Annotated in this window: 16 protein-coding genes and 1 riboswitch; of the genes, 4 read left to right on the top strand and 12 right to left on the bottom strand. The window is 49.1% G+C overall.

From position 1 onward, the window contains the following. Positions 1-32: 32 nt before the first annotated feature. The 4 genes from ABD949_RS13105 to ABD949_RS13090 all read right to left on the bottom strand — a co-directional run bounded on the left by ABD949_RS13105 (position 33) and on the right by ABD949_RS13090 (position 6,617). Complete coding sequence (locus tag ABD949_RS13105) at positions 33-920, bottom strand: class I SAM-dependent methyltransferase (protein ID WP_345244151.1); 888 nt, start codon at positions 918-920, stop codon at positions 33-35. Positions 921-923: 3 nt separating this feature from the next. After that, complete coding sequence (gene mnmG, locus ABD949_RS13100) at positions 924-2,783, bottom strand: tRNA uridine-5-carboxymethylaminomethyl(34) synthesis enzyme MnmG (RefSeq protein WP_345244150.1); 1,860 nt, start codon at positions 2,781-2,783, stop codon at positions 924-926. Between the two features lie 108 nt (positions 2,784-2,891). Further along, positions 2,892-6,212: a DUF4175 family protein gene (locus tag ABD949_RS13095; protein ID WP_345244148.1), complete on the bottom strand. Its 3,321-nt coding sequence runs from the start codon at positions 6,210-6,212 to the stop codon at positions 2,892-2,894. Between the two features lie 48 nt (positions 6,213-6,260). Beyond that, positions 6,261-6,617 carry a hypothetical protein gene (locus tag ABD949_RS13090; RefSeq protein ID WP_345244146.1) on the bottom strand — a complete coding sequence of 119 codons (357 nt, stop codon included), beginning with the start codon at positions 6,615-6,617 and terminating at the stop codon, positions 6,261-6,263. A gap of 49 nt (positions 6,618-6,666) precedes the next feature. Here ABD949_RS13090 and ABD949_RS13085 point away from each other — a divergent pair, with 49 nt between their 5' ends. Then, positions 6,667-7,380 (top strand): ComF family protein, encoded by a 714-nt coding sequence (locus tag ABD949_RS13085; protein WP_345244145.1) that lies wholly within the window; start codon positions 6,667-6,669, stop codon positions 7,378-7,380. 41 nt (positions 7,381-7,421) lie between these two features. Here the strand turns inward: ABD949_RS13085 and ABD949_RS13080 are convergent, their stop codons facing one another. The 7 genes from ABD949_RS13080 to ABD949_RS13050 all read right to left on the bottom strand — a co-directional run bounded on the left by ABD949_RS13080 (position 7,422) and on the right by ABD949_RS13050 (position 15,240). Beyond that, entirely contained in the window at positions 7,422-8,684 is a 1,263-nt protein-coding gene (locus tag ABD949_RS13080; protein WP_345244143.1) for an SUMF1/EgtB/PvdO family nonheme iron enzyme, read from the bottom strand. Between the two features lie 36 nt (positions 8,685-8,720). Then, complete coding sequence (gene mfd / locus ABD949_RS13075) at positions 8,721-12,077, bottom strand: transcription-repair coupling factor (RefSeq protein ID WP_345244141.1); 3,357 nt, start codon at positions 12,075-12,077, stop codon at positions 8,721-8,723. A 125-nt stretch (positions 12,078-12,202) separates the two neighbouring features. Continuing rightward, positions 12,203-12,661, bottom strand: a complete 459-nt coding sequence (locus ABD949_RS13070) for a barstar family protein (protein WP_345244139.1) — start codon at positions 12,659-12,661, stop codon at positions 12,203-12,205. After that, positions 12,658-13,131, bottom strand: coding sequence for a guanyl-specific ribonuclease (locus tag ABD949_RS13065; RefSeq protein ID WP_345244138.1), 474 nt, complete (start codon positions 13,129-13,131; stop codon positions 12,658-12,660). The genes ABD949_RS13070 and ABD949_RS13065 overlap by 4 nt, the downstream gene beginning before the upstream one ends. A 54-nt stretch (positions 13,132-13,185) precedes the next feature. Further along, positions 13,186-13,482 (bottom strand): muconolactone Delta-isomerase family protein, encoded by a 297-nt coding sequence (locus tag ABD949_RS13060; RefSeq protein ID WP_345244136.1) that lies wholly within the window; start codon positions 13,480-13,482, stop codon positions 13,186-13,188. An 18-nt stretch (positions 13,483-13,500) separates the two neighbouring features. Next, entirely contained in the window at positions 13,501-14,142 is a 642-nt protein-coding gene (locus ABD949_RS13055) for an alpha/beta hydrolase (RefSeq protein WP_345244135.1), read from the bottom strand. A gap of 162 nt (positions 14,143-14,304) precedes the next feature. Then, positions 14,305-15,240, bottom strand: a complete 936-nt coding sequence (locus tag ABD949_RS13050; protein WP_345244134.1) for a ring-cleaving dioxygenase — start codon at positions 15,238-15,240, stop codon at positions 14,305-14,307. A 141-nt stretch (positions 15,241-15,381) separates the two neighbouring features. Next, a riboswitch (TPP riboswitch) is annotated at positions 15,382-15,478 on the top strand. Between the two features lie 89 nt (positions 15,479-15,567). On the opposite strand from ABD949_RS13050, the gene ABD949_RS13045 reads away from it, so the two are divergent. Then, a complete protein-coding gene (locus tag ABD949_RS13045; protein ID WP_345244132.1) occupies positions 15,568-17,949 on the top strand; it encodes a TonB-dependent receptor in 2,382 nt (793 codons plus the stop codon). 55 nt (positions 17,950-18,004) lie between these two features. Here ABD949_RS13045 and ABD949_RS13040 read toward each other — a convergent pair whose 3' ends face one another. Beyond that, positions 18,005-19,147, bottom strand: a complete 1,143-nt coding sequence (locus ABD949_RS13040; protein WP_345244131.1) for a cystathionine gamma-synthase — start codon at positions 19,145-19,147, stop codon at positions 18,005-18,007. Between the two features lie 134 nt (positions 19,148-19,281). Between ABD949_RS13040 and ABD949_RS13035 the strand changes: the two genes are divergently transcribed. Then, positions 19,282-19,893 carry a HupE/UreJ family protein gene (locus ABD949_RS13035; RefSeq protein ID WP_345244129.1) on the top strand — a complete coding sequence of 204 codons (612 nt, stop codon included), beginning with the start codon at positions 19,282-19,284 and terminating at the stop codon, positions 19,891-19,893. 74 nt (positions 19,894-19,967) lie between these two features. Beyond that, positions 19,968-22,334, top strand: a complete 2,367-nt coding sequence (locus ABD949_RS13030; protein WP_345244127.1) for a M1 family metallopeptidase — start codon at positions 19,968-19,970, stop codon at positions 22,332-22,334. Positions 22,335-22,378: the final 44 nt, after the last annotated feature.

Raw genomic sequence — 22,378 nt, 5'->3', positions numbered from 1 at the left:
TTGGCCTAATAGAAAAACGTACTTGTGGACTATCACTGGCGTTGAAAGACATAGGTTAAGCTCGAATAGTTACCGGTGCGCCGGGCGTGAAAATTTGATTTTAATCCGTTGATGACACTTTCTGCGTAATTAGTTTTCCCATCCCGGTTTTTAGTGCTGAGCATAGCGATGTAAAAGGAGTCGAACAGCATAGGCCGTCGACCTACTTCGTTGAAGCCATTTTTCTCCACCAATTTTCGCAAGGTTGTTGGTGAGAAATGATAAAGATGGCGTGGTACATCGTAGGCGGCCCACCATTTCATGTAATGTTCCGCATCCCAGGATTGGCAATTGGGTACGGCAATGATGAGTGTTCCACCTGGCCGGAGCAGACTGTGTATCTGTTTTAACGACTCATTGACCAGTGGAATATGCTCCAGTACATGCCACATGGTGATGACATCAAACGGTGGCCGAACCTCTATCTGATGGACGTTTTCTTTGATGTGTTTTTGCAGGCGCTTTTCCGCAATGGCCTGAGCGTCCGGGTCCGGTTCTACGCCACTTACCTCCCACCCTGCTGCCTGGCATTGTTCCAAAAAGCTGCCGGTTCCACACCCAACATCAAGCATGGAACCTTTGCCTTTATTGACTTCGTCAATCAAATTAACCTTTTGCCGGAGCGTGTACGTCCGGACCGTGCGGTACAGTTGATCGATCAGCCCGGTGTTACCATCCGTATGAGAGATGTAATCCTGCGACTTATAATAATGGCCGATTGAGACAACATCCGGTCTGGGATTGGTTAGCAACAGTGTGCAAGTACTGCACTGTTGAATCTGGAATTGCTGGTTACTTACCAGGTAATCCTGGCAGGTAATATAATTGGTGAAGATTTGGTTTCCGCAAGCCGGACACTCATTAACGATTTCAAGGCTCATTGATTATCGGCCTAAGTAGACTAACAATACAGAAATATCGGAAGGACTAACGCCACTGATTCGGGTGGCTTGTCCGATGGTACCGGGCCGTTGCCGTTTCAATTTCTCCCGTCCCTCATGCGACAAAGCTTTCAGCCGGTCGTAGTCGAACGACGGGTGAATTTCCAATCCTTCCCACCGCGACAGTTTATCGGCATTAATTCGTTCCCGGTTCAGGTAGTCCTCATATTTTATTTCTATAACGGCCTGCTCAATGGCTTCGGTATGTTGTATCGGCAGGTCAGAAGTTAATCTCAGAAGGGTTTGTGCCTCGTCCAGGCCAATCTCTGGCCGCTTCAGCAGGGATAATAGCGTGCTTTTTTCGCGTAATGGTGTACTACCTTTTTCCTCTAGCCAGCTATTAATATCTTCTGGTTTCACTTTCGTTTCTTTTAGCCCTTGCAGTAAGCGGGCGGTATCTTCCTTCTTCTGTTGGAGCTTTGCCATTCTCTCTTCAGTGGCTAATCCGATTTTATATCCCCGCTCAGTTAACCGGATATCGGCGTTATCTTGACGCAGTAGTGTCCGGTATTCCGCTCTTGAGGTAAACATACGGTATGGCTCTTCAGTACCTTTGGTAGTCAGGTCGTCGATGAGTACGCCAATATATCCTTCAGAACGCTTGATTATAAATTCCTCTTTTTCGTGGACATTGTTGTGGGCGTTTATACCGGCAATTAGACCCTGACTTGCTGCTTCTTCGTATCCGGTAGTGCCATTGATCTGGCCGGCAAAGAATAGATTACCTACCAGCTGCGTTTCCAGCGTAAGCTTTAGTTGCGTAGGCGGGAAGAAATCATACTCGACAGCGTAGCCGGGACGGAACATTTTCGCATTCTCAAAGCCCCGTATTTTAGTGAGTGCCTTATACTGAACGTCTTCTGGCAAAGAGGTAGAAAAACCATTCACATATACTTCAACGGTCTCCCACCCTTCTGGTTCTACGAAAATCTGGTGACGGTCTTTGTCGGCAAAACGATTGATTTTATCTTCTATGGATGGGCAGTAGCGTGGTCCTAAGCCTTTGATTCGGCCCGTGAACATAGGCGATTTTTCAAAACCTTCCCGCAGTACTTCGTGCACATCTTCGCTGGTATAGGTAATCCAGCAGCTCCGTTGTTTGTCGAGCGGCCTTGTGTCGAGATACGAAAACTTACCTGGATTCTCGTCGCCCGGTTGTTCTTCCATAACAGCGTAGTTCAGGCTACGACCGTCGATACGGGGTGGAGTTCCGGTTTTCATCCGGCCCGATTCAAAGCCCAGACTAATGAGTTGTTGGGTTAAACCGGTAGCGGCCCGTTCGGCGGTGCGACCCCCACCGAATACCTTCTCGCCAATAAATATTTTTCCGTTCAGAAAGGTGCCATTGGTGAGCACAACTGCCTTGGCACTAATTTCCATGCCCATGGATGTTTTAACCCCATACGCACGGCCGTCTTTGACGATAACCTCGCTCACGGTATCCTGCCAGAAATCTATATTGGGGGTTTGTTCCAAAGTATTGCGCCACTCCTGCGCGAAAACCATGCGGTCGCTTTGGCAGCGGGGACTCCACATAGCTGGACCTTTGGAGCGATTGAGCATGCGGAACTGGATCATGCTCTTGTCGCTGATGATGCCCGACTGTCCGCCAAGTGCATCAATCTCTCTTACTATTTGTCCTTTGGCTACTCCGCCCATCGCCGGGTTGCAGGACATCTGGGCGATGGTTTGCATATTCATAGTAATGAGCAGGACCTTTGAGCCCATGTTAGCCGCAGCTGTTGCCGCTTCACAACCGGCGTGTCCTGCTCCTACTATTATAACATCGTATGTTGCGAACATTTTTGACGATTTTTGAAAAATGTTTCACGTGGAAACTTTTACAAAAATGTCGAAAATTGATAAAAGGTTCGTGTGTTTTAAGGAAATATGCTAAAACGAACCAATCGACTACTGAGTAACTTTTTGCAGGTACTTATTAGCTTCCTTTTTATAATACTGATTAAAGGAAGGATTAACAGTACGTAGTACCTCGGTTTGCTTTGACTGCTGAGGCACCAAACTATCCAGATAAGACGGATTGCTACGTTCCTGACTTTTCGCAGCTTCTGCCTGACGTTTCGGATCTTCTTCCTGTTGCTTAATAGCCTTTTCGGATTCCAATAGACGAATCATAATTTCGCTCTGACGATTTAACGTATTCTGATTGATTCGCTTATTCACCAAATCGGTTTCGGTTTCATCCATTTTCTCCTGAAGCTCTTTTAACTGATTACCGAGCTGCTTACCTAATTCGGTTCCCTTGCTCTGCTCTTCAATTTCTTTAAGCATTTTCCGAATCATGGCCTGCTCAGCGGCAAGACGGGAAAGTTCTTCGGACATACCCCGTCCTCCTTTTCCACTTTGCTGCAACTGCTTCATCCGCTCATTTACTTCCTTTTGCATTTGGCCCATACTCATAGATGGCTGCTGCCCCTTTTTGTTGCCTTTACTTTTACCGGGCATGGCCATCGAATTCATTTGAGCCTGCATATTCTTTAACACATCACTAAGCATCAACGACAGGTTATTAATTGACGTCATGGCAAACTGTTGCCGACCAGTAGCCGGACCAAAACGACGCTCTTTCAGTTGCTGAACACTCTGATCCATGTAGTATTTCATGTCTGTCAGTTCACGCGTAACGAACGACTGAATCTGAACCACACGACTGGCGAGGGCATTCAGACTATCTTCTATAATCTTAGCATCGTCCTGAAGTTTTAGCTGCTCCTGAGAAAGTTTGGTTACCCGGGGGTCTTGTGAGTTGATACCCCTAAAGTCTTTCATTACTTTCTCCTGCGAGAAAGAAAGTGATATCAGGTTCTCCAGCAAGGCACGGAGATCATCAATATTCTCCTGAAGTTCCTGCGCTTCTGCATTGGCCATGGATTCGGCCAGCTTCTGGCTCATTTTCTTCATGGCCTTTGATGTCTTGCTTTGAGAATCCGATGCTTTATTATTTTGTTTCTGATCCAAGTTTTTTTGAGATTCTTTCATCTGCTCCTGAATCTCCTTTTGGGTGTCCTCCTGAGTATCTGGCTTTGTCAGATCTTCTTTTTCAGCATCCTTCTCTAATTCTTTTAACTGCTCAGAGATTTTATTAAAATCCTCCGTCGCTTTCTCCTGCTGATTTTTCAGGTCCTCCTGCTTCTTGCTGTCTTCGGCATTCTTATTCTGTTCCGCTTCTTTCGCTAATTGTTCCTGCTTTTCAGCCTGTTTCTCCAGATTTTCAGCAATGTTATTCAGCTTCTGTTCCATTTGAATCTGCTTAAACATCTTAAGGGCTCGCTCCAAGTCCTTTTCAAAATTGCGCTCTTTGCGGCTCAGTCGGTCCAGCAATTCAGAAGCTTTCTCGTCCTGTTTCTTCTCTAAGAGGGATTTCAATTCCTCAAAAAGCTTTTTAGATTCGGGATCGAGCAACTCATTAAAGAGCTTCTGTAGCTGTTGTATTTTTTCCTGAATCTTGTTGTTTTCAGAAAAGCGATTCTGAATATCATTCGTTTGTTTAAACTGTTCCTGCAGCTTCTGTATCTCCTGCATTAGCTCTTCACGCTTCTTCAAGACATCGGCTAATTGCTTTTTGTCCTGGAAGTCGGTGCTCTTTTTAGTGCGCAGACGCTCTTCGATGCTGTTCAGGTCCTTCTTGATGCCCTGCGTTTTATTGAGTGCATTTTCCATCTGCTGCTCTGCCTTCTGAGCGGATTGGTCAATCTGCTTCTGCACTTCTTCAGGTGACGGTACCGTGAAGTTAAGCTGAGCCGTCCGGGTAGATTTCGGGCCGTTGATACCGTCGTTGTCCCATACCTGCAGATAATACTCCACCCGATCATTGACCTGAAGTTTCAAACTATCCAAAGCCCATCCAAAGGAGTAATTCTGTGACAGAGAGCTGCGGTTGATAGCTATGTCACGGGTAATCGTATTAGGTTTTTCCTTGCCCTCCCGTGTTACATTCGCCACCAGCCGAAGGCGGGTAAAGCCATAATCATCGTTGATCGAGCCACCCAGAACAATATAATTATACGTAACTGTGTCCTGCTGTTTTTCAACTGTGATCTGTGGAAAGCGATCGGGAATTACCTGAATATTATACCGCAGGTTAGAGTTATTGCTGGCATACTTATTAGCCAGGTCAACCGAATAGTTAATGTTCTGGTTAATCTGCCGGGTCAGGGAGAAGGCGTTATTTTCTACCTTCCGAGCTACCCCAATGCTGCTTCCAGGATGGAAACGGAGCAGCAGAGAATCGGTATGATCAGCCGTAAAGTTCCACGTGACAACTGTACCCTGGGGTACCAGCAGGTTCCCTACATTGGATAATTGCTCTGCCGGTTTATTGAGGTAAGCCGGGTAGGTAAGCTTTACGTCAAAAGCCAGGACGGAGGGCCGGTCGATTAAGCCGATGGTGTATTTCGTGGATTTATAACCCGAAGCTTCCAGTGTGAAGTCTATATCCCGCTGAACGTTATCGAATGTATAGGCAAAATTATTTCCCTTCGTATTCTCCAGTTTAAAGCGGGTTCCATCAACTACCAGGTACACAGTTTGCGGAATCACTTCTCCGGTAAGCTGTACATCCAACTTAAAATCCTCATTACGGTAAGCCTGCAGCTTTTCATTATTGACCACAAACCGGAAAGGAGCTTCCTCTACAAACTCCCGATCATACTGAACAATTCGAGTTGAGGTGTTAGTAAAAAACGACGGGTTGAATAATAGAATAAACAGAATTAACGCTACCGGTAACATTACGTATTTGAGGAAACGACGGTTTCTGCTTAATTCAATCGCATTCGCAAAGCGATTGATCAGCAACTGCTGCGACCGTTGGTTCAAGCTGGCGTTGAGTAGTTCACCTTCATAGGCTGAAAGGTGCTTAAGCTGTAGCGTGTTAACCAGCTTATCGCCTACTTCCGGAAAAAAGCCCCCAATCTGCCGGGCGGCTTCCTCATCTGACAGAGGTTTTCGGAGACCATATAAACTCATTACTGGTTGCACCAGCCAATAGTACGCTCCTCCTGCTATGAAGAGTAAAAAACCGAAAAAGAAAGTCGCTCGAATTGGTGTACTAAACCGGCCGAAAAACTCAGCGGTGTTGATAAGCAGATAAAGCGAAAACACAAGAGCCAGAAACATAAGGCTACCTTTGACAAGCTGGTTCAGAAAGTAGCGCTTCTTATACTCCTCAATCCGCTGCAGGAGCGTAACGTACGAGTTGGTAGCTTTCATGGTATGAGTATGGGATGTATAACTTCAAAAGAAAATGAGATGGATAGATTACTGAATTTGCTGTGATGCAAAATATTTAATCACATATACCTTCAGCATATCTTCCTGAGCCAGCAAATCGGCGTGGGGGACAGGACGCACTAATTGCCACTGTGGCCAGCCATCGGGGTCTGTTCCGACCTGCTGGTAGTATCCTCCAAGACTTAAAACTTTACAGACGGCGATGTGCATCAAATCCTGCTTTTGCTCTTTTGTAAAGTGACGTGGGCCTTTGCCCAGCTCCTGAACGCCAATTAGAAATAAGACACCGTTGAGGTCAGCGGGCCGTTTACCGATTACCTGCTGAAGATGGGCCATCAGTTGTTCCCATTCTTTATCTATCTTTACCTGCTCTTCTGACTCCATTCGCACCTATCCAATCTATAGCTAAGTTACACTATTTAAGTCAATAACGATGGAGACCCTACTTCAGTTTATCAAAAGGGCCTGTAATAATTTTGTAGACCTCCTGTACCCGGTTTCCTGCCTGGGATGTAGCGAGAACCTGACCCCAAACGAAGAGATTCTGTGTGTTCAATGCCGGGTTAAATTACCTGTAACGGACCTGACAAAGACAAGTTCTTCGGGCGTAGCGTTGCAATTTGCCGGCAAAGTACCGCTCGATTTTGCGTACTCTTACCTGGTATTTTCCAAGAAGGGGATCGTTCAGCGGCTAATTCACCAGATTAAATACAAGGGGCAAAAAGAAGCGGGCGCGGTTTTAGGCCGCTGGTTTGGTTACGAGCTTAAAGAAAAGTGTCAGGATATAGCGGAGGCAAATCTCCTCATTGGCGTTCCCCTGCACCCTGTTAGAGAACGGCAGCGCGGTTTCAACCAGAGTGAATGGATTGCCAAGGGATTATCAGAAGCACTAAAGATACCCGTAAATACTACGGCTTTAAAGCGCACCCGGTTTGAAGCATCCCAAACCAGGAAAGGCAAGGGTGCACGCTGGGAGAACGTCAAGGATGTCTTTGCCATCGCCGATGCCGAGTCAATACAGGGCAAGCGAGTGATCTTGATTGATGATGTCTTGACTACCGGAGCGACTTTAGAAGCCTGTGCCAGTCAACTCCTGAAGGCTGGTTGTGCGTCGGTAGGGGTATTAACGTTAGCGGCCGCCCGGTAAACCGAACGGCCGCTAGTGCAATAAGTCTGTCGGATATTCTCTTACCGATTCCGGCCACCAGCAATCATAGCGCAACGGAAACCGATCGTAGCCGTAGCTGAATCCTGATCCATGAAGCGACGTGTTCCCGGCGATAACCAGTAGGCTACATCAGCCCATGAACCACCTTTGTAAACGCGAACCTTATCGTCAATGGCTGAGTTATTACCCTTCTTGTCATAATTCTTTGCATCATCCATATAACCATTCCGGCGGATCGGGTTCAGGTCGCTAACATCCATGTGTGACAGCGGACGATATACGTCATAAACCCACTCGTTTACGTTACCGGCCATGTTGTATAGCCCAAAGTCATTAGGCGGATATTCGTAAATCTCAGAGGTAATAATAGCTTTATCGTTAGCGCGGCCAGCGATACCTGCGTAGTCACCACGTCCCCGCTTAAAGTTGGCAAGCATCTGGCCCTGTTTACGGCCTTTCTTGGGGTTCCGGACAGAAGAGCCGTCCCATGGATAAATGCGCTGGTTAGCCTGGTTCTCGTCAAGGTACTGAGTTCCGATAAGGGCTTTGGCGGCATATTCCCATTCCGCTTCGGTTGGAAGGCGATAATCAGGAAGAATAAGACCGCTTTCGAGACCTAATTTGGGCTGACCACCTCCGGCGCTGTCCGACATGGCAACTGTCTCAGCCTGCTTTGACTTACGCTTCAGGGAGAACCCTTTTTTCTTACTACCACCGGCAGTGCCGTTTTTAGACAGGTCAGCGTTAATAGCTGCAGTCCGCCAGGCAGCATAATCAGTCGCCTGAACCCAGGATACACCGACTACCGGATAATATCGGAAGGCAGGATAACGCAAATACTGGGTTACATAAGAATCGTTAAACGACAGCGGGTTTGCCCACACGGTAGTGTCCGGCAGCGCTGATTTTACAAACTCCTCTGAAGAATCACGCGTAATAGCGTTCAGGTACTCCAGATAGTGAATGTTGGCAATTTCCGTTTCATCCATATAGAAAGACTGGATGCTGACGGTACGCTCGCGGTTGTCGCGCGAGTTAACTACATCCTCCTCCAGAGAGCCCATTGTGAAGCGTCCGCCCTCAATGAAGACGAGGTTCGGACCTACCGGCTGACCTTTGAATTTGGATACCTGAAAGCCATCTTTTTCATTATAGGCTATACCAGTCGCCGTACTCTTCTTACCAGGCTTCACACTGGTCGGGTGCTTTGATTTACAGGCAGCAAGCGCTACTACTGCTAAAAGCACGTAAGCCATCTGTTGCAGGTGATACTTCTTGATCATTGCTTTTTGTGTACAAAAAATTCCAAGGTAGTAAAGTTAGCTCAAGTCCGTCAGTTTACCCAAAATTCTGTCCAGTTCATCGACAGAATTAATGTCAGAGTGGGTAAATATCAAACGGCTTTTTGTCTCTTTTAGTGAACATTTAGACGGATGTTTTTTGATATAGTCAATTAACCGCCCAAATAATTCTGATTTGAAGAACGCATCGTTCTCCGAAGAAACGAAGGTTCCTTTCATTATATTATTTTTTAACGTCAATTTTTCGAAATGTAACTGCTCTGCTTTCCAGCGTACATTGACCATTTCGATGAGGTTCTCAACCTCCCCGGGCATTGGCCCGAACCGGTCGATAATTTCCTGCCGCAATTGCTCCAGTTCAGTCGTGTTCTGAATATTGTCCAACCGAGTGTAAAGCGACAGCCGTTCGGATATATTAGCAACGTACCTTTCGGGAATAACTACATTCAGGTCCGTCTCTATAACGGTATCCGGTAACGCAGGCTTAATATCGTCGGCTTTGGGCGCAAAAATGTCTTTAAACTCATTTTCGCGTAACTCCTGAACAGCTTCATCCAGAATCTTGTGGTACATTTCGTAGCCCAGATCGTTGACAAAACCACTCTGTTCAGCACCCAATAGGTTGCCGGCCCCCCGAATATCTAAATCACGCATGGCAATCTTGAAGCCTTCACCCAGGTCAGAGAAGTCTTCGAGTGTTTGCAACCGCTTACGGGCGTCAGAGCTGAGACCGGAGGCTGGTGGGGTTAAGAGGTAACAAAAGGCTTTCTTATTAGAACGCCCTACCCTACCCCGCATCTGGTGTAGGTCAGATAAGCCAAAGTTCTGCGCCTGGTTGATGATGATAGTGTTGGCGTTGGGAATATCCAGACCCGACTCAATGATGTTCGTTGATACCAGTACATCATATTCTCCTTCGATAAACAAGGTCATGATTTTCTCCAGCTTATCGCCTTCCATCTGACCATGCGCTACCGCAACGCGGGAGTCGGGTACCAACCGTTTAACAATATTGGCGATGGACTCTATATCGCTGATGCGGTTATGCACAAAAAATACCTGACCGCCCCGACGTAATTCGTAACTGATTGCATCGCGTATAATGGTTTCGTCAAACACTTGCACTTCGGTCGTAACTGGCTGACGGTTGGGTGGTGGTGTCGCAATAACGGAAAGGTCACGCGCGCCCATTAGCGAAAAATGCAGTGTACGCGGAATAGGCGTTGCTGTTAACGTAAGAACATCAACCTCTACCCGCATCTCCTTAAGCCGGTCTTTGGTTTTGACACCGAACTTCTGCTCTTCGTCAATGACCAGCAGCCCTAAATTTTTAAATTTTACGTCTTTATTAACGATGCGATGCGTACCAATCAGGATGTTTATTTCGCCAGTAGTGACTTTTCTCAGGATTTCTTTGGTCTGCGTAGGAGTGCGGAAACGACTGATATAGTCAATGGTAACCGGAAAATCAGCCATACGTTCCTTAAACGTTTTGAAATGTTGCATGGCCAGGATTGTGGTTGGTACCAGCACCGCTACCTGCCTGTTGTCCGTAACAGCTTTAAAGGCGGCTCGAATAGCTACCTCTGTTTTGCCGAAGCCTACGTCACCGCAGACCAGCCGGTCCATTGGGTGTGGCTGCTCCATGTCGTCTTTGACGTCATTGGTCGCTTTGGCTTGGTCGGGAGTGTCTTCGTACAGAAATGACGATTCTAATTCAGCCTGCAAGAAGCTATCGCGCGAATAGGCGAAGCCAGGAGCCTGCCGGCGTTTGGCGTAGAGCGAAATCAGTTCTTTAGCAATGTCTTTGACTTGTTTCTTAACGCGGGATTTCTTCAACTCCCACTCCTGCGAACCAAGTTTGCTCATTGTTGGCGGGCCACCCTCTCTGCCGCTGTATTTAGCGATCTTGTGCAAACTGTGGATACTCACCAGCAGAATGTCGTTATCGCGGTAAATGAGCCGTATGGCCTCCTGTTCGCGGCCTCCTACGTCTACTTTCTCCATACCGGCAAACCGGCCAATACCATGGTCGACGTGGGTAACGTAATCGCCCGGCTGGAGCGTCTTCAGTTCGCGTAGTGTGAGGGCTTTTGATTTGCTGAACTTATCGCGGATGCGGTACTTGAAGTATTTATCAAAAATCTGGTGGTCGGTGTAGCAGGCTATCTTGAGCGTGTCATCGATAAAGCCCTCCCGAAGACCAATCTGAACCGTCTGAAACTTGGCAAACGGGTCAATTTCTTCGAAAATAGTACGCAGCCGTTCAAGCTGTTTGAACGACTCAGCGGTGATGATGTTGGTAAAGCCTTTGGTCTGATTATCCGTGAGCGTATCGGCCAAGCGTTTAAAATCCTTATTGAACGAGGGTTGCGGCTTGGATGTGTAGGTCAGCCGATTCTCGGTTTTAAAGTAAAACTTACGCCCAAATTCGATTGATGGTAGTGCCTTGACCTGATTCAGAAAAGCCCGGCGAGTCTCGAATAAGTCCTCCGGGTCAGACACAACCTGAATACCTCCGCTGCCTTCCAGCACAGATGCTAAACTTTTCTCGGCCCGCTCAAAGCTGTTCTCAATAATTTCGAGCGTAAAATCAATATCCTTATACCAGACACAGGCATCTTTTGGAAGGAATTCAAAAAACGGCTCCCGCATTTCCTGAATCAGTTTGGTCTGGATATTCGGGATGATGTTGATAAACTCGACGTGGTCTGTGGATAACTGCGATTCCGGATTGAACGCCCGGATACTCTCCACCTCATCACCAAACAACTCGATGCGGAACGGGAACTCGCTGGCAAAGGAGAACACATCAATAATACCCCCCCGGATGGAGAACTGACCAGCTTCGTACACAAAGTCGGTCTTTTCAAACTCATAGGTCTGGAGCAGTTCTGAAACAAAATTGGATTCTACACGTTCACCCACCCGCACCGTGAAGGTGTTGGCCTGTAGTGAGCGTTTGTTGATTACTTTCTCGGATAGTGCCTCAGGATACGTTACCACCAGCGTACCCTCTTTGGGCGGAGGACTCAACTTGTTAAGGACTTCGGCCCGCATCAGTACGTTGGCATTTTCTACCTCTTCGTACTGATATGGCTTTTTGTACGACATTGGAAACAGCAGCACCTCGCGTTCCAGAATATTCTGGAGATCGTTGAAAAAATAAGCGGCTTCGTCTTTGTCTGTCATTACAAACAAATGCGTACCCCCTGTCTGCCGGTATATGGCCGACGCCAGCATAGCGTCCAGGCTGCCGGCAATTCCCTTAAACTGTAGCCGAAATGGCTCCTTACCCCGCTGTCTGAGTGGCTCCGCCAGCGATTTGACGAAGCTGTCCTCCGTATATAACTGTAAAAACTCCTGGATTTTCAAGGTGAAACAGGTTGTAACTTTTAATGCAAAAAGCCGCAAAGAGAGCTAGTCTCAGCGGCACCTATGGAGAAACTGTGTATGTCGGTATTTGTTCCTGACAGGAGTGAAGTTCTTAGGAAAAGAGTTCAGCCGGCCGAATCAGCCTCGCCGGAGATGTATTCAAAACCTATTTCTTCCTGCTTCAGCAACTCCCGCAGACGCGAACTATCCTCAAAGATAAACACTAATTCTTTGGCAAATACGTCTTCCTCCTCATCGAGCCATTTCCAGTCCTCGGCTGTCGCATCCAGCATGTGAAGCAGGTTGCTTAGCTTGTCTGGATTACGCTCCTGGCTGACAAAGTCTTCCGTGTGGCAGAAGTAAAGAGCCAGTTTGTGGTCCTCAATCCACTCAAGGTCGTTGAGCAGTTCGTCGAGGGAATCCAAATTGAAGCCGAAGTAGTCGGGAAAGTCCAGTACCTCGGCAATATGCTCATAGAATTGGCGCAGGGTTTTTGACTTCTGCCCTTCGATTTTGACGATGGCGAAGTCGGAGAACTTTTTCAGGTCCGCTTCTGACCGGGCAACATAGATATTAACACTCATTTTACTTCGACAAAGCTGTTATAATGGTCTCGGGTATACCAGGCCCGGCCGTCGGAGCCCGTCACCAGCCGCTCGGCACCCCGGTTGCGGCCTTCTCTTTTTGGATTTACATCCCATTCCTGGTAATTAATTCGTCGGCCGGATACGTCCAGGCGGGGCAGGTGATTTTCAAAGTTCCCAAATCGCCGGCCACCCACATAACCTTCCGGAGCACGGTTGTTGGTACGTACATATCGGAGTACCTCGTACACCTTGGCCGGTATATTTCCCTGTCGGTCCTGGTACTTACTTTGCTCCCGGCGCGTTTGGTTTGGCCGGTCCCGGTTCTGTTTCCGGCCAGCGTTATCGTTACGTTCAGTACGGTAGGCAGGCGATTGCTCAGTGGTCTGCGACTGGCAATGACCAAATACAAGCAGTTGGGTAATGACTAAAGCATATTTCAGCCAGCGGCTAACAGAAGCCAGGTTCATAAAAGCAGAGGAACTGATGTAAAAAAGTATTGACAGATTTGTTCGGAACTACTGTTAGTTTAGCGAAAACAGCGGGATTCGGGCTGAGATGACATTGTTAAACAACAGCTCAGACACGGCCGGTTCCATATAACCGATCAGCGGGAATTCACCAATAATCTCCAGTACTTCAAACTCCGTATCGGCTTTAACCACACACCAAAGCTTTTGCCGGTCCATGGAGAGCGCGTAAGACATAATTTTTCCATCTTCCATCAGCTCGTTGACCTTCAGGCGCTGCTGAGGAATCCTCATTATGAACTCTTCCGGCATCTCGTGCGGAAGGTCAAATTCTACCATGAACTGACTCATACATGTACAGGTTGGTGTCTAACTAATCACCGGCGATCCGGCAATCAATGCATTAACAATTTTTAGTTCGTCTTCGTTAATCGAATGCGGAAAATTCGGGTAGAGCTTCGCCGTTACGGTTGCTTCCATCTGCCGGAATACCCCTTCCGACTCCAGCACCCGCTGTTTGGGTATGTGCGGGTCTATATCGCTGCAGCCCAGAAATACGGGTGCTCCTTCAAACGAACCCTCGTACAGGCGCGGGGTACCTTCAGGGCCAATCAAACCGCCACTCAGCCCAAAAACGCCACCGTATGGCATTGGATTTCGGGCGACAAACTCCAGGGCCAGACAGGCCCCCTGCGAGAACCCCAGCCAATAAATCTGCGGAGCCTTGAAATTGTAGTCTGACTGCATCCGGGCCCGAGTGCTGGTTAATACCTGCAAAGCCGACGACAGATAGGGTTCATTCTCCTCCATCGGCCGCATGAACGAATACGGATACCAGGTGTTTTGTTTAGCCTGCGGAGCCACAAAGGCAAATTCAGGATCGTCGATATGTTCGGCCAGTGTCAGAATATCACGGGCGCTGCCGCCCCGGCCATGCACCATAATCATTACCTTGGTGGCTTTTTCCAGCGGCTGCCCGGCCGTAAACAGATTATTTGGGTCGTGAATCATGGGTTTATGATTTGTGAAGACGCTGGACGTTAGACTTTAGACGTTGAGAAGTTGATTCGGTATAATATCCTTAACAACTTTTGTTCCGTTACCATCCTAATCTTTTATCGACCGTATGCGCCAAAGGTTAACGCCCAGTGTCTAGTTTTAATGTCTCCCGGCTTACAACTGAATTTTTGGTAAGGCCGATTCAATTTGTGCCCGACGGGGCTCGTACCACTCGGGTAATTTAAGCTCCTGTCCTAAGGCCGCTGCAGGTTCGTCAATGGCAAAGCCCGGCGGGTTGGTAGCAACCTCAAACAAAATACCACCTGGCTCGCGGAAATAGATGCTGTGGAAGTAATTGCGGTCCAGTACCGGCGTTGGACTAAAACCTGCTTCCTGCAGATTTTCCTGAATGGCGATTTGCGTTTCGTCGTTGTCGGTGGCAAAGGCGATATGGTGAACCGATCCGGCTCCCTGTAAGGCCCTTATGTCATTGGGTGAGTGCTGAACATCAATGTACGTGCCAGGACCGCCAATACCGGCAACGAAGCGGAAACGGTCTGCTTCTTCAGCGACGAGTCGGTGCTGCATGGTATCCGTCAGCAGGGCTACCGTTTTATCGACCCGGAATTCGTTTAACGTGGCGCTGTGAAAACCTTTTACAGCATAATCAGCCGGTATTTTACCGTTGTCCCAACTGGGTCTATTGTCCTCGTTGTTCGCTACCAACTCAATACCCATACCGTCGTAGTCTTCAAAACGGAGGTAGGTTTCGTTGAAGCGCTTGTTCGGGCCAGCATAGGGAATGTTATACTCCGCCAGACGGTCCATCCAGTAGCTGAGCGAGGCTGTCGGAACAGAAAAAGCGGTGTAGGTCAACTGTCCCCCACCCTTTCGGCCGCGTGGGATATTACCATACGGAAAAAAAGTCATAATTGAACCCGGACTCCCTGTTTCGTCGCCGTAGTAAAAGTGGTAGACATCCGGGGCGTCAAAGTTTATCGTCTTTTTGACCATCCTCAGACCCAGAACGCCGGTGTAGAAATCGACATTACGCTGAGCGTCACCGGCTAAGGCGGTTACGTGGTGAATTCCATTGATTAGTGTATTCATGGCTTGTGTAAGTTGAAAACCGTTATTACTATTTACGGGAAATTTTATACGTATGCAATTAATGTATATACAATTAATTTACATAAAAAGTTTAAAATTGGTAAGCTTAAAATTAGCGGAGTTCGTAAATTTGCACTGCTAATCTTATTTAAGGGGTGCCCTAATATAACGGGCTGAGATTATACCCATTGAACCTGCACCGGGTAATGCCGGCGAAGGGAACGGTCCGACACGGTCTTAATGGCCGGCGGGAAATTTCATATCTAATCATCATGTAAACCAAAGGATAGGTACAGCCCCTTTACCTGTTCGCGTCACTTTTATCGTATGAAAAAAAGTACGGCCTATCGCTTTGGTGTGGCAGTTGTTCTGTTGCTGTCATGCCTGCCCGCCTGGGCACAAGTTAGTATTTCGGGTACCGTTAAAGAAACCGGAGGCAATGGCTTACCGGGTGCCGCCGTAACAATTGAAGGAACCTACAAAGGGGCCTTCACCGATGCGAACGGGACCTTCAGCTTGTCGAATCTCAAGCCAGGTACCTACCAGCTTCGGGTAGCTCTTTTAGGCTTCGAGCCGGCAGTCAGGACCGTTGATGTTCAGCAGAACACCACGGTTTCCTTTGAATTGCCCAGGAGTGTCGTAGTAGTTGATGAAGTAGTGGTAAGTGCCACCCGCGCCAATCGGAAAACGGGTATTGCCTACAGCGACGTTACCCGCAAAGAATTGAATAAACTAAACCTGGGGCAGGATATTCCGGTACTGCTCAACTTTACGCCATCGCTGGTAGCTACCTCTGACGCCGGTGCGGGTGTTGGTTACACCGGTTTCCGCATCCGGGGCTCCGACGCTACCCGCATTAACGTAACGCTGAACGGCATCCCCTATAACGATGCCGAATCACAGGGAACGTTCTTTGTCAATATGCCGGATTTTGCCTCATCGGTCAGCAGCATTCAGGTTCAGCGGGGTGTGGGTACCTCCACAAACGGAGCCGGTTCGTTTGGGGCTACGGTTAATATTCAGACTAATACGCTGGAGAAGGAACCTTACGCGGAGAGCAATGTATCGGCTGGTTCGTTCGGTACGTTTAGAAGCAACGTAATGGCCGGAACGGGGCTACTCAACAACCACTTCGTGGTCGATGCGCGTCTGTCGAAAATCAGCTCCAATGGCTACATTGACCGGGCGTCGTCAGACCTGAAGTCATATTATTTGTCGGCGGGTTACTATACCAATAAGAGCTTTATCCGGCTAAATGTATTCTCTGGCCAGGAGCGAACCTATCAGGCCTGGGGTGGAGTGCCAGAAGACCTGTTGAAAACAAACCGGACGTACAACCCGTATACCTACGAAAACGAAGTCGATAACTACCAGCAGGACAACTACCAGCTTATTTCGGCGCATGAACTAAGCCGAAACTGGCGGTTAAATGCGTCGCTGTTCTACACCAAAGGTCGCGGTTATTACGAGCAGTTCCGGGAAGCAGACAGATTGAGTCGGTATAATTTGCCGCCCGTTATTCTCGGTAGTGATACCGTCCGGACTACAGATCTCATTCGTCGGCGGTGGCTGGATAATAACTTTTACGGCACCGTTTTTTCGTTTGATTATAACAGTTTCGGCAAGCTGACAGCCAATATCGGGGGGGGCTGGAACCAGTACAACGGCAAACACTTCGGTGAAGTAATCTGGGCGCGGTTTGCCAGCACCGGCAATATCCGGCACCGGTATTACGATAATGACGGTATAAAAACGGATTTAAATATTTACGGCAAGGCCTTTTACCAGTTTACGCCCAAGTTGAATGCCTACGCGGATATGCAGGTGCGGACGGTCGGCTACTCATTTTTGGGGTACGATAATGATTTTCGGAATGTACAACAGGAGGCTAATCTTACCTTCTTTAATCCGAAAACCGGCGTTACCTATACGCTCAACGACCGTAGCAGTATTTATGCCTCATACGGTATAGGCAACCGGGAACCGAATCGAAATGACTATACCCAGTCGACGCCACAGAGTCGTCCGAAAGCTGAAACGCTGTATGACTGGGAAGCCGGTTACAAATTGCAGGCGCAGCGTCTGGCTTTTACCGCCAACCTATACTATATGAAGTACCGGAATGAACTGGTACTAACCGGGCAGATCAATGATGTGGGGGCCTATAACCGGGTGAATATCCCAAACAGTTACCGCGCCGGCATCGAGCTGGAAGCGGGTACTTTGCTGGCACGTCAGCTCCGCTGGAACGTAAATGCTACCTTCAGCCGGAACAAAGTGCAGCGGTTTACCGAATTCCTGGACAATTACGATACCGGTGAGCAGGAGACACGGGTCTATACCAACACCGATATTGCCTTCTCCCCCAACATCATTGCCGGGTCTCAGTTACTCTACACGCCCGTGAAAGGACTAGAACTGAGTTTGTTGTCGAAGTATGTAGGCAAGCAATATCTGGATAACACCTCGAACGAAAGCCGGACCCTGAACTCCTACTTCGTCAATGACATCCGGGTAATTTATACCCTAAAGCCACGCTTCATAAACGAAATTGCCTTTACGCTGCTGCTGAACAACGTGTTCAATGAGCTGTATGAATCTAACGGCTACACATTCAGCTACATTACTGAGGGGCAAGTTGCTACCGAAAACTTCTATTACCCCCAGGCCGGCCGAAACGTTCTGGCAGGAGTGAGAGTGCGGTTTTAAGCGTAACGTACCAACGGTGGTTGGCCATTGCGGCTTTATGCCGTTGGTACATTTGTTATCCAATCGCCTGTTTCAGGTCTTCTATCAAATCCTCAACATCTTCAATGCCCACGCTCAGGCGGATGAGGGTATCTTTCAGTCCGTTCTTTTCCCGTTCTTCTTTCGGGATGCTGGCGTGGGTCATAGAGGCCGGGTGTGTGCAGAGCGATTCTACCCCACCGAGTGATTCGCCGAGCGAAAACACCTCAAAGCTTTCCATAACCTTAACGGCTTCTGGCAGGGAATCACCGTGCAGTTCGAAGGAGACCATACCGCCGAAGCCGCGCATTTGCTTTTTCGCCAGTTCATGACCGGGGTGGGACGCCAGACCGGGGTAGTATACCTGGCTTACTTTCGGGTGGTCCTGAAGGAAGAGGGCTATCTGCATGGCATTTTCGCAGTGGCGCTGCATCCGAACGTGCAGGGTTTTGATACCCCGCAACACCAGAAAACAATCTTGCGGGCCCGGTACGGCTCCGCAGGCGTTCTGGATAAACGCCAGCCGCTGGGCAATGGCATCATCGTTCAGAATGATAGCACCCATCACCGTATCAGAGTGACCGCCGAGGTATTTGGTAACCGAATGCATTACTATATCGGCCCCTAAATCCAGCGGATTTTGCAGGTAGGGCGACGCAAACGTGTTATCCACAACCAGCAGCACATTCGAGTGCTGTTTAGTGATGGCGGCAATAGCGGGAATATCCACAATGCGGAGCAGCGGATTGGTCGGCGTTTCAATCCAGACCATCCGGGTTGCCGGGGTAATGGCTTCCAGCAGATTGGCCGGATTATCTAGACCGACAAACTTGAACTTCAGCCCAAACTCCTGAAATACCCGGACCATAATCCGGTAGGTACCGCCGTAGAGGTCGCTGCTGGCAATGATCTCGTCGCCGGGTTTGAACAGCTTCAGAATGGCATCGGTAGCGCCGAGGCCGGAAGCGTAGCAAAGGCCATGGTTGCCGTTTTCAAGAGCAGCCAGATTATCCTGCAGCACATTACGGGTCGGGTTCTGGGTACGGGCGTATTCGTAGCCTTTGTGTTTGCCTGGCGACTCCTGTACGTACGTAGATGTCTGATAAATAGGCGTCATAATAGCGCCCGTGGTAGGGTCCGGTGCAATACCGGCATGGATGGCTTTGGTTCCGAATTTCATGCCCGAATGTACTATGGTTCTGGTAAAACTGGCTAGCCGTAGGCTCAATACCTCGTTCGGGAAGTAAGATAACCCTGCCTGGTGAAGCGCATAAAAAGGGTTGCTGCTACCGGTATCCTTGGTAATTTTGCGGCATGGAAGAATTTTTTATTTATCTCGGACTAGGCTTTGACCATATTACAGATCCCCGAGGCTACGACCATATCCTGTTTGTGATTGCCCTGTGTGCCGTTTTTACCATCCGGCAGTGGCGAAAGGTACTGATTCTGGTAACCGCCTTCACCGTCGGTCACTCCATTACCCTGGCCCTGGCTACCTTACAGCTAATTGAGTATGATAGTGGACTAATTGAACTGCTCATTCCGATAACGATTCTAATTACTGCAATCTCTAACTTCTTCTACCGGAAAGCAGACAACCGGTTTACGGTACGGGAAACTAAGCCTCTTTTACGCTACGTATTAGCCCTGATTTTTGGTCTGATTCACGGTATGGGGTTCTCTAATTACCTGCGCAGTTTGCTCGGGAAGGAGACTAGTATCGTGCAACCGCTGCTGGCGTTTAACATTGGCCTGGAAATAGGTCAGCTCTTTATTGTTGGATTAATTCTTATTCTGGCTTTTGTGGCTATTGAACGGCTGCGGGTTCGAAAGCACGACTGGAATCTGGTTGTATCCGGTATTATGGCGGGTATGGCGCTATCCCTGATTATTGAGAATGAATACCTGGCTAATCTGTTTGGCTAGTGGTGCCGTTTAGCATATAATCTTCTGATTTTTCGTAAATTTGCTCTTTACTTTAATTAACCTAACCACAAGAAATGAGAAAACTGTTGCCGGCGCTCGCGCTGGTGGTTGTGGGTCTGTCTGCACAGGCTCAGGTACCGTCCACTTCACCAACATACAATGCTAATACTCGTTTTGAGCAGCTAGGGCCTGTATTACCTACGCCCAACACGTTTCGAACCGCGTCGGGAGCACCCGGCCGGGATTACTTTCAGCAACGTGCCGATTATGACATCAAGGCAGAACTGGACGACGCCAAGCAGCGGATCACTGGTTCCGAGACCATTACTTACTTCAATCGGTCCCCGGATGCGCTACGGTATCTGTGGCTGCAACTGGACCAGAATTTGTTCACCGAAAACTCCGACGGCAACAGCAGCCGTACCGGCGGTCTGGACCCGCAGCGGGGCGCTACCCTGAACCAGTTAAGTGCCGGAGCCTCACTGGCTGCCAAAGATTACGGATATAAGATTACATCTGTACGCGATAAGGCGGGTAAGGCGCTACGCTACACTATCAATCAGACAATGATGCGCGTAGACCTGCCGCAGCCCCTGGCACCGGGACAGACCATATCTTTTTCGGTTGACTGGAATTTTAACATCGTAGACGCTAAGGCAACCCGCGCCCGAAGTGGGTACGAGTATTTCCCACAGGATGGTAATTATCTGTATGAAATAGCGCAGTGGTTTCCGCGCATGGCCGTGTATGATGATGTTACCGGCTGGCAGAATAAGCAGTTTTTGGGCCAGGGTGAGTTTACGCTTGTTTTTGGCAATTACCGGGTAGCGCTGACCGTTCCCGGCGACCATATCGTAGCGGCTACGGGCGAGTTGCAAAACCCGCAGCAAGTGCTGACAGCTGCGCAGCAGAAACGGCTCAACCAGGCGAAGACCGGTAAAACCCCAACGCTCATCGTCACCCAGGCAGAGGCCGAAGTGGCCGAGAAAGGTAAACCGACCGGTAAAAAGACTTGGGTTTACAAAGCCGACAACGTGCGGGATTTTGCCTTTGCCAGCAGCCGCAAGTTTATCTGGGATGCTATGCAACCGGAGGTAGAAGGTAAGCGTGTATGGGCGATGTCCTACTATCCGAAAGAGGCTAATCCGCTCTGGGGACAGTACTCGACACGACTGGTTGCTCACACGCTGGAGTCCTACTCTCGCCGGACGTTTGCCTATCCGTACCCGGTGGCTATATCCGTTCATGGGCCGGTAGGTGGCATGGAGTACCCGATGATTTGCTTCAATGGTGCCCGTCCGGAGCCGGATGGGACATACCCTGAAAGCACCAAGAACTTCCTGATACTGGTGGTTATCCATGAAGTGGGCCACAACTTCTTCCCCATGATCGTCAACTCCGACGAGCGGCAGTGGTCCTGGATGGATGAAGGGTTAAATAGTTTTCTGGAAGGGCTTGCCTGTCTGGAATGGGATCCGGATTTTCCGGCTGAGGGTATATCGCCACAAGGGATTGTCCCGTACATGAGGACGGACCCGACACAGCAGGTTCCTATCATGAGCAGCTCGGACAATATTATGGCTTTTGGTCCGAATGCCTATAGCAAACCGGCTACGGGTTTGAACATCCTGCGGGAGACGGTGATGGGTCGGGAGCTGTTCGACTACGCCTTTAAAGAATATTCCCGGCGCTGGATGTTTAAGCACCCGACGCCGGCGGACTTCTTCCGGACGATGGAAGATGCCTCCGGGGTGGACCTGGACTGGTTCTGGAAAGGCTGGTTCTATGGCGTGGAAGCCGTCGATCAGGATCTGCTCGAAGTCAAATGGTTCCAGCTCAACAGCCGCAATCCCGAAGTGGTCAAAGCCGAAGCCCGGGCCGAAGCCCAGCGCCGGGCCAACACCATCAGCAAGCAGCGCGATGCAGCCACCCGCAACCAGACCGTGGTGGCGCAGGACTCCACCATGCGTGACTTCTATAACCGCTATGATCCCTATGCCGTCACCGATGCGGATCGTAAGCAGTACCAGGATTACCTCAACACCCTGACGGCTGAGGAGCGCAAGCTGCTGGAGAGCAAGAACAACTTCTACACGCTGACGGTGAAGAACAAGGGTGGTCTGGTGATGCCGGTGATAGTGCGCATGGAGTTCGAGGATGGTACCGACTCGGTAGCACGTTTTCCAGCTGAGATCTGGCGCTTCAACGATCAGCAGCTGCAGAAGGTGATCGCCACCGACAAGAAGGTGGTGCAGTGGACGCTGGACCCCTACTCAGAGATTGCTGACATCGAGACGGAGAACAACAGCTTCCCACGGAAGGCCGAGCCGAGTCGGTTGCAGTTGTTCAAGCAGCAGCGTCAGGGTCGACCGCAGAACCCCATGCAGCAGCAGCGGCAGGGCACTGCCCCCCCCGCTACCCAGGGTAGTGGCCGAAACTAAGGAATTAGCTCGTATCTATTTGCTTACCAGGTAATCAACAATTT

The sequence above is a fragment of the Nibrella saemangeumensis genome (genome assembly GCF_039541915.1).
Lineage (GTDB): Bacteria > Bacteroidota > Bacteroidia > Cytophagales > Spirosomataceae > Nibrella > Nibrella saemangeumensis.
Note: the sequence above shows the minus strand (reverse complement) of the source record. Positions and strands in the feature narration are given on the sequence as shown.